The organism is Kribbella sp. VKM Ac-2568, from assembly GCF_004345365.1.
GTDB lineage: Bacteria > Actinomycetota > Actinomycetes > Propionibacteriales > Kribbellaceae > Kribbella > Kribbella orskensis.
In genome coordinates this window covers 1-11,973 of the sequence record NZ_SLVF01000020.1, presented here as the reverse complement: position 1 = coordinate 11,973, position 11,973 = coordinate 1, and the positions used below count along the sequence as shown (strand labels likewise).

11 protein-coding genes are annotated in these 11,973 nt (G+C 67.8%); 5 read left to right on the top strand and 6 right to left on the bottom strand.

Annotated features, from left to right (window positions below; genetic code table 11):
* Positions 1-47 precede the first annotated feature (47 nt).
* The gene (locus EV648_RS39170; protein WP_132301003.1) at positions 48-1,064 is read right to left on the bottom strand and encodes a Gfo/Idh/MocA family protein; all 1,017 of its coding nucleotides are present in this window, start codon (positions 1,062-1,064) and stop codon (positions 48-50) included.
* Positions 1,065-1,326: 262 nt separating this feature from the next.
* On the opposite strand from EV648_RS39170, the gene EV648_RS39165 reads away from it, so the two are divergent.
* A complete protein-coding gene (locus EV648_RS39165) occupies positions 1,327-1,758 on the top strand; it encodes a hypothetical protein (protein ID WP_132301001.1) in 432 nt (143 codons plus the stop codon).
* A 64-nt stretch (positions 1,759-1,822) separates the two neighbouring features.
* Here the strand turns inward: EV648_RS39165 and EV648_RS39160 are convergent, their stop codons facing one another.
* The gene (locus EV648_RS39160; RefSeq protein WP_132300999.1) at positions 1,823-3,130 is read right to left on the bottom strand and encodes an MFS transporter; all 1,308 of its coding nucleotides are present in this window, start codon (positions 3,128-3,130) and stop codon (positions 1,823-1,825) included.
* Between the two features lie 35 nt (positions 3,131-3,165).
* Here EV648_RS39160 and EV648_RS39155 point away from each other — a divergent pair, with 35 nt between their 5' ends.
* Positions 3,166-3,663, top strand: coding sequence for a helix-turn-helix domain-containing protein (locus EV648_RS39155; protein ID WP_132300997.1), 498 nt, complete (start codon positions 3,166-3,168; stop codon positions 3,661-3,663).
* A 3-nt stretch (positions 3,664-3,666) separates the two neighbouring features.
* Here EV648_RS39155 and EV648_RS39150 read toward each other — a convergent pair whose 3' ends face one another.
* Positions 3,667-4,254 (bottom strand): SDR family oxidoreductase, encoded by a 588-nt coding sequence (locus EV648_RS39150; RefSeq protein WP_206751960.1) that lies wholly within the window; start codon positions 4,252-4,254, stop codon positions 3,667-3,669.
* Between the two features lie 255 nt (positions 4,255-4,509).
* On the opposite strand from EV648_RS39150, the gene EV648_RS39145 reads away from it, so the two are divergent.
* Positions 4,510-5,580 carry a ferritin-like protein gene (locus EV648_RS39145; protein ID WP_132300993.1) on the top strand — a complete coding sequence of 357 codons (1,071 nt, stop codon included), beginning with the start codon at positions 4,510-4,512 and terminating at the stop codon, positions 5,578-5,580.
* Positions 5,581-5,601: 21 nt separating this feature from the next.
* On the opposite strand, the gene EV648_RS39140 is transcribed toward EV648_RS39145, so the two are convergent.
* Complete coding sequence (locus tag EV648_RS39140) at positions 5,602-8,352, bottom strand: AAA family ATPase (RefSeq protein WP_132300991.1); 2,751 nt, start codon at positions 8,350-8,352, stop codon at positions 5,602-5,604.
* Between the two features lie 111 nt (positions 8,353-8,463).
* On the opposite strand from EV648_RS39140, the gene EV648_RS39135 reads away from it, so the two are divergent.
* A complete protein-coding gene (locus tag EV648_RS39135; RefSeq protein ID WP_132300989.1) occupies positions 8,464-9,852 on the top strand; it encodes an SIR2 family protein in 1,389 nt (462 codons plus the stop codon).
* A gap of 47 nt (positions 9,853-9,899) precedes the next feature.
* Here the strand turns inward: EV648_RS39135 and ligD are convergent, their stop codons facing one another.
* A complete protein-coding gene (gene ligD / locus EV648_RS39130; RefSeq protein ID WP_132300987.1) occupies positions 9,900-10,871 on the bottom strand; it encodes a non-homologous end-joining DNA ligase in 972 nt (323 codons plus the stop codon).
* Positions 10,872-10,921: 50 nt separating this feature from the next.
* Complete coding sequence (locus tag EV648_RS39125; RefSeq protein ID WP_132300985.1) at positions 10,922-11,464, bottom strand: hypothetical protein; 543 nt, start codon at positions 11,462-11,464, stop codon at positions 10,922-10,924.
* Positions 11,465-11,646: 182 nt separating this feature from the next.
* Here EV648_RS39125 and EV648_RS39120 point away from each other — a divergent pair.
* Positions 11,647-11,973: esterase/lipase family protein (locus tag EV648_RS39120; protein WP_370452767.1), on the top strand; the 327-nt coding region annotated here is incomplete at its 3' end.

Sequence of the window (11,973 nt, the reverse complement as noted above, 5' to 3'; positions counted from 1 at the left end):
GCAGTCTTCTCCTCGGTTGCCTGGGGTGGTGAGGAAGGGTGGGAAGGTCAGACGCCGTCCGACGCGGAGTACGGGACAGAGCGGCCCTGCGCCGCGGATTCGTTGGCAGCGGCAACCATCCGGGTCAGCTCCACTGCCCGGGCCAGGTTGTCATCCGCCCGGGTGTCGTTGGTGATGTGGTCGACCCACTGGGCGAAGGGATCGTTGCCATGTTCCGGCACCGGCAATTGCTGGTCGTTGCCGCCGAACGCCGGCCCCGAGACCCGCAGTACGTTGCCTGTCTCGGTGTAGGTCAGGCTGCCGTCGGTGCCGAAGATCTCGATCGTGAAGGGGTTCCGGCTGGCGAACCCTGCCTCGATCACGCCGATCTTCTGGTCGCGATAGCCGACGGTGACGACGGCGTTGTCCTCCAGGCCGCGACCGTTCACGGAGCGATAGGTCGCGCTGACGGTCTCGGGGTCGGCGCCGAGGAACAGCTGGATCAGGTAGACCGGATGGCAGCCGAGGTCGGTCAGGGCTCCACCGATGGCGGTCTCCCGGTCGAAGAAGCGCTGGGGCAGCCAGCCTTCGTTTCCATCCCGCGGAACAGCCCCGTCGTGGGAGAGCCGGACCCGGCCGTAGGTGAGCCGTCCGAGCCCGCTGGCGCCGATCACGTCACGGATCGCCTGCGTGTAGCCGTGCGCGAGCCGGGGCAGGGAGACTACGAGCTTGACGCCGTTGTCGTCGGCCGCGGCGATGATCTCCTCCGCCTCGGTCACGGTCGGCGCGAGCACCTTCTCGGTGAAGATGTGCTTGCCCGCCTTCGCCGCCCTGACCATCAGGTCGCGATGAACGTTCGTGGCCGTGCTGATGACGACACCATCGAGGTCGTCACGGCCCAGCAGTGCCTCGAGATCCGCGGTGAACGGAACGCCGAACTGCTCCGCACCGGCCTCGCCCAGCGCCAGGTCGTCATCCCACACCGCGACGAGCTCCGTGCCGGGATGCTCCTGGGTCTGCCGGGCGTAGTCCTTCGCATGAACATGCCAGAACCCCAGTACCGCGATCTTGAGCGGCTTCGACACCTTCTCCTCCTCGCACGAGGTCGCGTGAATATCCAACGGCCAACCGCGATCCACCGTAGCCGAGATGCACCGACCGTGCTGCCCGACTTCCACCAAGTGGTCCGGCGGTCCTGCTGCTCATGACAGCGGCCGGCTCGCAACTTCCGGCATGTCGCGCGCATCAAGACTGGTAGCCGGCGTTGCCGGCGACAACCGTCAGGAGCTTGACATGTATCAGCCTCGAAGACCGTTCGCACTTGCGGCGATCTCTGTTGCGAAAGCAATGACGACAACACGACGACGTCCGCTCATCGGCGGTCTGCTGGTCTCGACGATGGCGGTAGGTCTACTCGCGGCGGGCGGCACGCCCGCGGCAGCCCAGACGACCGAGCACGTGTCGGCCCAGGCTTCCCGGCCGCCCGCACTCGGCAAGGCACGGGTCACGTGTTACCCCGCCGAAGGTGCCGGAGTCGTGGCCAAACTGCGCAACCCCAACAAGACGACCAAGGACTACATGGTCCCAATCACCGGGGGCGACACCCACTACGACTACGTCGTGACGGTGCCCGCCCGCTCTGCCGAACCCATCGAGTTCGGCGGCATCCCCAACGGCAAGTATTTGCTCCGCGTCCAGAACGACGTAGGAGACTTCGTCGCCCAGGCCAAGGTGCGTGTGAACTGTTCGAACCACTGTCACGCCGGTGGGCCCACCTGACGTTGCCTTTGGCAACTTTATGCGCCGGGTACCGGCCGCGCTCGCCGACCTCAGTCGGTGGTGGTCATGCGGGGATGTCGTCTCGCTCCGGTGTGCGCGCGTCGCTGGTTCGCAGTACGGAGCTGCTAGTTGTTCCACTGACACTGGGGGTACTGCGCTTCAGGCGGAGTTGGGCGATGAGGCTGATCAGGGCGAGGAGGATGGCCGCTGCGGTGTACCAGGTGACTGCCGGGATCTCGCCGAGGGGGCCGGTCAGTTGCCCTTCGATGACGATGGGGAGGCCGAGAGCGACGTACGAGACCAAGTAGATCCCGCCGACGACTCCAGCGCGTTGGTGCTCCGCCGCGAGCGGGAAGATGAGGCGGAGGGCCGCGGTGAAGGATGCGCCGAAGCCGACACCGGCGATGGCCTGTCCGAGGATCATGACGGCCAGGCTTCCGGCGTACACGCCGCTGATGATGCCGATGGCCCCGATGATGGACGCGTAGATGCCGATGGTCATCGCGCGCCGGGCGTCGACGCGGGCGAACGCCAGTCCGATGACGGCCGAGGTGGCCGGCGCGATGAAGCCGGCCAGGCCGTTGAGCAGGCCGCTGTTCAGATGGAAGACGCTGCGAACCATGTTCGGCGCGATCCCACCCGAGAGTCCCGCGAGCATCCAGACCGCGGCCACGACGGGCGCCGCCGCGGCGAACTCCCGGCGGGTGGCGGGCGGGAAGGCGATCCGCGGGATCAGCGAGCGGAGCGCACCCGGTGAGCGGGTCACACTCTCGGGAGACAGGGCGACGACGACGGTGCCGAGGATCGTGACGATGGTGAGGACGACGAAGATGATGGTGTTCGCCGCGGTCGTGAGCTGGATCGCCAGGCCGGCCAGCAAGGAGCCGAAACCGAGGCCACCGGTCAGGCCGACGCTGCCGAGGATCATGCCCAGTCTCTTCCGGCTGGGCGGAGAGAGTTCGACGAGCGCCGCGGTGAAGGCAGTTGTCGCCGCGCCGCTGGCAACGCCTTGCACGATGCGACCGGCGATCACCCAGCCGATGTCACTGGCCACGAGGAACAGCAGGTTCGACGCGACCTGAACGATGAGTGCGCCGATCAGAACCGGGCGCCGGCCGATGTGGTCGGACAGCGACCCGACGGTCAGGACCGCGGCGAGGAAACCGATCGCGTAGACGGCGAACGCCACCGTGAGAAGCGAAGGGGGAAAGTTCCACTGCTCCTTGTAGACCACGAGCAACGGCGTCAGCGCACCTGCCGCGAGGTACAGGCTCGTGAACGTGATCGCCGCGCCCGCCAACGCCAGTCCGGCGGGCAGGAGCGGACGGCGCCGGCTGGCCGGCGCCGTGGTGGAGACCTGAGATGATGACACGAGAAGCTCCTTGCGGTTACGAGGTGGATGAAGTCATGGCGATCACGTTCGAAGGTGTGCTGGCCGATCGGAGTACGTGGCGGCTGGAGATCTGCTCGATCGCGCTCGCGATGGATGTCATCGGCACCCGGTCGTCGATGCTGATCCTTCGCGAGGCCCTCTACGGCACGACCCGGTTCGACGACTTCGCCCGGCGTACGAGGGTCACCGATGCGATCGTGGCGGCGCGGCTCAAGGAACTCACCGAGCTCGGACTGTTCACCAAGCAGCCCTACCGGGAGCCGGGCAAGCGCACCCGCGACGAGTACCACCTGACCGACAGGGGCCGTGACCTGCTGCCCGCCGTCTTCGCGCTCATGCAGTGGGGCAACAAGCACCTGCAGGCAGAAGAAGGCGGGCCGCTGCGCCTGGTGGAACGAGGTACCGGCGAGCCTGTGGTGATCGGTCCGCGCACCGAATCCGGCAGGAACCTCGACCTCGACGATCTCGCGATCGTGGCCAACGGTGATTGGGCCGAGCCACAGGACACCTGATCCTCAGTCGATGATGACGACGACGCCGGACGGCTCGCCCAGTACCGCCACCGTCCGGTCGGCGGCTCGGTCGATGTGGACCCGGGGCTCCGCGGGCTGTCCCTGCTCGTTGTAGGTGCCGGGCCCGTAGAACTGTCCGTAGCTCAGCACCACCCCGCCCTCGGCGAGAACCGAAGCCTCCAGCTCTGCAACAGCCAGAGCGTCAGGTCCGTCAGGCAACTGCCACGCGACGCTCTGAGCCAGGATCTTCGGCGACCCGCTCTTCCGCGCGGCCTCGATCAGGTTCTGGTTGCCCTCGGTCCGGATCCGGGCGTTCAGGTCTACGTGGTCGCCGATCTTCGTCACATCGTCCGGCAGGTCCGTCAGCTGGTTCAGGATGACGTGAGGCTGGAAGTCGACCACTGCCTGGATCAGCGTCTCCCGGTCGAAGACATCACAAAGAATCGCTTGCGCACCGAGATCGCGCAGCAGCTCCGTCTTGCCGGCCGAGCGCGTCATGGCGCCGACCACGTGCCCCTGCTGAACCAGCCGGGGAATCAACCGCTGCCCGATCACTCCGGACGCGCCGGCCAGAAAGATCCTCATCGCCATGACTTCTCCTCAGCTCCCACCATGATCCTGGATGTTTGATATCCAGGTTTGATATTCTGAACTGTAGGAGCTGACTACAGAGCAGTCAAGTCAGCTACTGAGTGACCCGGATGACGAAGGACCCAGCCATGACCCACCGGGACCTCGGACCCGGGGATGACCGGGGTACTCACGGGCGCGTGCCCTCCTGCCCGGCTCGCACAGTTGAACTGCCCGCACCCCAACGACCCTGTCGACAGCCGAAGTGAGGCACTCATGAATGACCCAGGACAGCAACGGACCGCCGTGGCACCGCCGAGGGCACGGATCGAGACGCTCGAAAGTCTTCGCGAGCACCTGCAGTGGGCGGTCGAACTGGAGCACGCCACCCTGCCGCCCTACCTGTGCGCGCTCTACTCGCTCGACCCGGAGCAGAACCCGGACGCCGTTCAAGTGGTGAGCAGCGTCTTCGTCGAGGAGATGATCCATCTGGCCTTGGCCGCGAACCTGCTGAACGCGGTCGGCGGGAGGCCCCGGCTCGACACACCCGAGATGCTCCCCCACCACCCCCGCCGCCTCCCCCACGGCGACCCCTCGCTGCAGTTGTCACTGGTCCCTTTCGGACCGGAAGCACTCGAGATGTTCCTCCGCCTGGAACAGCCCGCACCGCCCGGCGCTCCGGCCGAGGGCGACCACTACGAGACGATCGGGCAGTTCTACGACGCGATCGAACAGGCACTACGCCGCTTGTGCGCTGAACTCGGCGAGCGGGAGGTCTTCTCCGGCGACCCGTCTCGCCAGGTCATCGCAGACCACTTCAGCCACACCGCCGGACGACTGAACCGGGTCGACGATCTCGATACGGCCCTCGCGGCGCTGAAGGAGATCGTCGAGCAGGGCGAGGGCACCAGCCGCGGCGAGGTCTGGGACGGCGACCAGGACATCTTCCACCCCGACCGGGACGAGGTCGCGCACTACTACCGGTTCGTGGAACTCAAGCTGGGCCGGCGCTACCGGCGCGGCGACACGCCGCAATCCGGCCCCACGGGCGAACCCGTCGTTGTCGACTTCGCCGGTGTCCGCCCGATGCGGCGCAACCCGCGACTGGCCGATCACCCGCTGGACAGCCCGATCCGCACCGCCCAGCAAGAGTTCAACAACACCTACTGCACATTGCTCCAGTCGCTGGAACAGGCGTTCAACGGCTGGCCGAAGACGCTCGGCCCCGCGATCCGCACCATGTACGCGCTCAAGACCCAGGCGCAGAGCCTGATGGAGATGCCCGACGGAGACGGCAGCACCGCCGGCCCGACCTTCGAGTACGTCGAACCCGAGCTCCGCCGATGAGCCAGGACGAGCGGACCCGCCTCAGGCGTTGAGGAGGGTGCTGGAGAGTTCTCGGCGAGAGCCGATCCCGAGCTTCGCGAAGACCTTGTGGAGGTGCCACTCGACCGTGCGGGGGCTGAGGAACAACTCCGCACCGATCTCGGGGTTCGTTCGACCCTCCGCCGCGAGCCGCGCGATCTGCGCCTCCTGCGCCGTGAATTCTTCCCGGGCCTCGACGGATCGCCTGCGGAGCGTCTCCCCGGTGGCGACCAGTTCGCGACGCGCTCGTTCGGCGAAGCCTTCGGCGCCGATGTCAGTGAGCATGTCGTACGCCGACCTCAGGTGGCTGCGTGCATCGCGACGACGGTTCTCCCGCCGCAACCACTCGCCGTACAGCAGCTGAGCGCGAGCGTGTTCGACGCGCATGCGAGTCCGGCCGAGCCGCTCTACGGCCTCGGCGTAGTAGGCCTCGGCCGCGTCGCCCTGGCTCACCAGCGCGCGAGCTCGGGCTTCGATTCCGAGTGCCCATTCGGTGCCGCTGGCGCTCGTGGTCCGAGTCAGCGACTCGAGTGCAGCCGCTGCGCGGTCGGGATGGCCGCTCCGCGCAGCAGCCTCGACGAGCTCTGTCAGCGACCAGGTGGAGAAGCCGAGCTCGTCGGGGTAGCCGGCTCCTAGCTCAGCTGCTCTCATCGCTTCCTGGTACTGCCCCAGACCGTTGTGGAGGACAGCCGTCGAGTAATCGACGATGGTGAGCCCCATGCCCTCACCTCGCGCCCCAGCCTCCGCAAGGGTGGTTCGGCTGAGCCCGGAGACGATGTCTTTCCGGCCCTGCCACGCCGCGAGCGCCAGAGCGCCGTACGGCAGCAGGTGATTGCCCATGACCTCGTTGACCGTTGCGAACTCGTCGATCAGCGCGGCAGCCGCTGCGAACTCGCCGGCGAGGAAATGCAGACCCATCCGGCTGTTGAGCGCGATCGGCAGCACGGCCAGCGCTCCAGCCTCGCGCGCAAGGCGGAGGTGACGTGTGCTGAACACCTCCCAGCTCTCGTCATCCCAGACGTCGTGGGCAGCGTGGGTGGCGAGCCACAGCCAGCGAAGGGCATCGGGGGTCGGCACCTTGTCGGTGCGCCAGGCGTTCAGGGCGCGCCGCACTGGTGGGACGCCTTCCGCATACCCAGCGGTCATCAGCGACGCCAGACCGTCGAGGAGGAGATCGGTCGGCCGAGCAGTCGATGGCGGTGCCGCGCGGGCCGCCGTGGCGACCTCACGGGCGCCGACATCGCCGGCCAGACGTCCGACCAGTAGCCCTGCCGCCAACGCGTCGAGGTAGATGTCGTGGGCAGCGGTTCCGTTCAACGCTTCCATCCGCCGGGCGGCTGACAGCAGCAGAGGCGGCGCATCGCGGCCACGGCTGGAGAAGAACGCTATCTGCGCCCGGAGAACCTCCACCTCGGCGTGAGTCGGCTCGTCGAGCGGCGCGGTCTCGATGCCCGCCAGAAGCGCCAGCGCCGCGTCCGACGAGCCGGATTGGTGCCGGGCCCTGGCGGTGGCGAGGACGCGGGCAGGGCGCCGGGCCGGGTCTTGGGTCAGTTCGATGGCACGTTCGAGAAATGCCGCCTGCGCCGCCAGACCGCCCCGGGCCCGCGCCCGATCCGCGGACCTCTCCAGTTCGACGGCGATCTCCTCATCAGGTCCGCTTGCGGCGTGCGCCCGGTGCCAGGCCCGTCGGGCGGGATCCAGCACCGGATCGGTCTCCTCGGCCAGAGCGAGATGGACAGCTCGCAGGTCGGTCGGCTCCGCGGCTCGGGCAACGGCGGATCGCACCAACGGGTGCCGGAACCGGACCCGAGCGCCCAGCTCGATCAGGCCCACCCGCACCGCCGGCAGCGAGGCTGCGAAGTCGACATCGAGTCGCTGCAGGGCTCGTTTCAGCAGGCTCAGGTCCCCGACGGGCTCGAGGGCAGCTGCCAGCAGGAACAGGCGGGTCCGCCTGGGAAGTGCCCTCCAGCGCTGCGAGAAACCCTGCTCCAGCTGAGTCTCCAACGGCACCGCGTGCGCGAGACCGAACCCGAAACTGAGCTCGGCTCTCGAAAGGCCGCGAGGCAGTTCCAGCAGCGCCAACGGGTTGCCCCGGCTCTCGGCCACGATCGTCTCGCGCACGCGATGGTCGACGTCGCCGGTCAGGACGGTGTCGAGCAGCGCGTGAGCATCGGCGTCCCTCAGCCCCCGAACGGCCATCGTCGGTTGCCCGGTCAGTTCCTTGTCCTCGTGCTCTCCTCGGATCGCGAAGACCAGCGCGACCGGATCGGCGAGCTGACGACGTGCCACGAACGCGAGTGTCTGAACCGAGATGGGGTCGAACCACTGCGCGTCGTCGATCACGCACACCAGCGGCTGCTCATCCGCCACGTCGGCGAGCAGGCTCAGAACCGCCAGTCCGACCAGGAATCGGTCCGGCGGCTGCCCGGCGTGTATCCCGAACGCCGTGGCCAGCGCATCACGCTGTGGCCCGGGCAGGCGATCGAGACGGTCCAGCATCGGCGCGCACAACTGGTGCAGGCCGGAGAAGGGCAACTCCACCTCGGACTCGATGCCTGCTGCTCGTGCGAGCCGGCAACCCGGCCCGAGCCCACCCGCCAGGTAATCCAACAGTGCCGTCTTGCCGACGCCTGCCTCGCCGCGCAATACCAGCACCTGGCTCGCGCCGGCGCGCACGCCGGCCACGAGGGCGTCAAGGGTCGCGCACTCGCTCTGCCTGCCGCGGAGTTCTGTGGGCAGCTGGGGTGACGTCACGGGAAACCTCCGCCGAATTGTCTCACAGCCGCGGCACGACAACGGTGGCACGACGATCTCTGAGATCCTCGGTGCGGAACGAGCGCGGGCCGGACGTGGCACGCTGGTCGGGTGACCATCGACCGGTACGAGCTCGTGGGGATCTTCGGCAGCGCTGTCGATGCCGGCGTCGCCTCGCTGTTCGTGGGCGCCGGTCTGTCAGCGGCGGCCGGACTGCCGACCTGGAGCGACCTCCTGGGCCCGCTCGCCGCCGAGATCGGCGTAGCGGGTGAGTTCGCGGATCTGCCGTTGCTTGCCGAGTACTACGAGCAGAACGGTCCTGGCCGGCGACCGGCGTTGGAGAATCACCTGCGCAACGAGCTGTCGGCGTACCGGACACCGGCGGAGAGTCACCACCTCATCGCGAAGCTTCCGATCGACGAGATCTGGACGACCAACTTCGATCCGCTGCTGGAAACGGCGGCTGCCGATGCCAGCGTCGCGGCGCAGGACAACGACGCTCTCGACATCGGCACCGGGCGCCGGACGATCATCAAGATGCACGGCAGCCTCAGCCGCTATACCCCGACGACCTGGACCGCCGCACCGGTGATCACCCGCAGCGACTTCGAGCAGTACGAGGACACGCATCCCCGGATGTGGGCACTCCTGCGGGCGTCGTACCTCACCCGCACCATGCTGTTCCTCGGTTTCAGCTTCGCCGACCCCAACATCGAGGTCCTGCTGCGACTTGCCCGCCGCTACGACACCACAGCCGCCGACCGGCACCTCACCGTCCTGCGTCGACCGGCCGACCCCGAGGGGGTCCAGCTCCACGAACTGCGGGTCCGCGATCTGGAGAACAGCGGTGTGCACGTCTGCGAGATCAGCGACTTCAGCGAACTCACCCCGATGCTGCAGGCAATCACCACCCGCACCCGCCCGGAACGCCTGTTCGTCAGCGGGAGCGGCGACAAGGCACTGCTGAAACCGTGGTACGACAAGCTCGCGGTCGCGCTCACCGCCCGTCCTCCGTCGTGGCAGCTCGCCTCGCTCGGCGGACCCGCGGGGTGGGGCGTCACGAGCCGGCTCGCCGAGCTGCTCCGAGCCAACGGTCGCTACCGGCCTGACCGGTTCCGCATCTACTTCCGGAAGAATTCCGCAGCACAAGCGCCACTGATGGACGCGCACGTCGGCACCGCGATCTTCACCGACCTCGAGCGGGAAGAACTCGTCGGCAGCGTCCTGGACGACTGCCGCGCGCTGCTTGTCATCTGCGGGGGAAGCGGCACCAGCGACGAGGTGCGATGGGCACTCGAGCGCGGTGTGAGCGTTATCCCACTCGCCTCCAGCGGCGCGACCGCGCGATCCGTCTGGGACAGCTCGAACATACCTCCGGATCTCGGCGGCCGCCCGTGCGATCCCCAGGTCTGGCACAACCTGGCCGACCCCGATCCGGACGTCGCGGTGATGGCCGCGATGACCGCGATCGACCAGGCGATGTGCCGGCCCAGAGGCTAGAACGGCAGCCGGTTCCGACCGCGGCATCGCCGCCGAGGAACGACCGATCAGCTTTCGCGCACGACCTCGAGCGCGTTCTTGTCATCGCGCAACCCGGTGTACCGCGGGTGCCGGAGCAGGCCGTCCCGGGTCCACTCGGTGAAGCCGATCTGCGCCACGAGCCGCGGTTCGACCCAGTGCACGTCCCGCTCACGAACCCGCCCCCGAGTGAACGGCGAGTGCTCCTGCTCGAGGCGCTGCATTCGCGCGTGGAGGTCGGTGAGCACCGAGACGTTGAAGCCGGTACCCACCTTCCCGGCATAGACGAAATCGGCGCCGTCGAAGTAGCCGACGAGCAATGCGCCGAATTCGGTCCGGGAGCCCTTCGGTGCGGTGTAGCCGCCGATCACCAGTTCCTGGTCACGCACGCACTTGAACTTCAGCCAGTCGTGCGACCGCCCGGCGGCGTACGGCGAATCGGCCCGCTTCGCGATCACGCCCTCGTCACCTCGCGCGCAAGCCTTGCGGAACTCCTCCTCACCCGTGGTGTTGCGGTGCGCCGTGAATCGCAGCGGATCGGCGAAATGGACGGCGTCGCGGAGCAAGCGCTTGCGCTCCCGCAACGGCAAGGCCCGAACGTCGTACCCGTCGAGATGCAACACGTCGAACACGTAGTAGTACACAGCGATGCCGGTTGCTCTTGACGCGACAGGATCGGTCAGCCCCAAACGGCCCTGCAGGCGCTCGAAACTGGTCCGCCGGCCGACGAACGCCACGACCTCGCCGTCCAGCACCGCGGCGACCTCGCACTCGCTCGCCACCGCTTCGGCGATCTCGGGGTAGGTGCCTTCGAGCGGCTTGTCGTTGCGCGTGCGCAGTCGCACCTCGCCGGACGCGGTACGGAACGCCAGGCACCGCACGCCGTCCCACTTCCGCTCGAACAACCACTCCGGATCGGAGAAGCGCTCGTCTGTCAGGGTGGCCAGCATCGCGCTCGCCGAAGTGGGCATCGGCTGCGGCCGGCGATCGTCGGTCGACATCACTCGTCCTCCCAGCGGAACTGCGGTAGGGGTCGCGGAGCTCGCTCGACTCAGCGTCTCCAGGTCGCGAACAGCGCGTCCGGTTCACCGTCTGAAAATACGCCCCCGTAGAACGTCTCCTCCGAAACCTTGAACGCGTAGGGCTCGAGATCCTTGGAGTACACCTCGACCATGTGCGTCGGGTCCATCCCGATCACGTCCGTGGTGCGCGGATTCGGCGTCGACATGACCACTCCGATCAGTGCCTTCCGCTGCATCCGCTCGATCAGGGCGCGCCAGTTGGACAGGTGCTCGATGATCTCCAGGGCGACGAAGAAGTGCGCGTCCCGCGGTGGCGTCCAGTAGTTCAGATTGACACCGTCGATGCCGCCGTCCACGGGGATGTACCGTCCCCGCCACCCGTACTCCGCGCGCAGGCAGTAGTCCAGTTCGGTCATGCCCGCGCCGACGTCCACGATCGTCATGTCGTGGGTGAGGCCGCTCGCTGTCAGCCAGTCGGCGGCAGCGCGGTACCGGACGGCACGGAACTCGTACTTGCCGGTGCGATCGTCCAGGTAGGAGTCGCAGGACTGAATGGTGGGGGTCCAGGTCATGCTCAACTGTCAGGGCCGAGCAGGAGGGCGCGCGCCTGTGAGTACCCCGGCCACCCCCGGGTCCGAGCCCCAGGTGGCCGGCCCGGGCATTGACCCGGGACTACCCAGGCGCCCAGGGCCGACCTTCCCACCCAGAGTGGCGGCATCCCGTCATCAAGGGACCCACGCACTAGGAGGACCTCATGCATGCCCATCCCAAGCACAAGACCGCCACTCCCCCAGGCCGCCGCCGGAGAATCGCCGCGCTCGGGGCCGCCGTACTGGCCGTCCTGATCGCCGCCGTGTCCCTGACGATGCCCGCCGAGGCGCAGACCACCAAACCGACGATCGTGCTCGTCCACGGCGCCTGGGCAGACAGCACCAGTTGGGACAAGGTCGCCCGGCAACTCAAGGACGACGGCTACCGCACCGTGACCCCCGAGCTCGGCCTCAACAGCGTCGCCGAGGACGTCACGATCGTCAGTACGGCGCTGAACAAGATCTCGGGTAGGAAGGTGCTGGTATCGCAC

Excerpts from the sequence above, each read along its gene's own strand:
- EV648_RS39165 (WP_132301001.1), top strand. The coding sequence starts at position 1,327 with ATGACGACAACACGACGACGTCCGCTCATCGGCGGTCTGCTGGTCTCG.
- EV648_RS39145 (WP_132300993.1), top strand. The coding sequence starts at position 4,510 with ATGAATGACCCAGGACAGCAACGGACCGCCGTGGCACCGCCGAGGGCA.
- EV648_RS39125 (WP_132300985.1), bottom strand. The coding sequence starts at position 11,464 with ATGACCTGGACCCCCACCATTCAGTCCTGCGACTCCTACCTGGACGAT.
- EV648_RS39150 (WP_206751960.1), bottom strand. The coding sequence starts at position 4,254 with ATGGCGATGAGGATCTTTCTGGCCGGCGCGTCCGGAGTGATCGGGCAG.
- ligD (WP_132300987.1), bottom strand. The coding sequence starts at position 10,871 with ATGTCGACCGACGATCGCCGGCCGCAGCCGATGCCCACTTCGGCGAGC.
- EV648_RS39155 (WP_132300997.1), top strand. The coding sequence starts at position 3,166 with ATGGCGATCACGTTCGAAGGTGTGCTGGCCGATCGGAGTACGTGGCGG.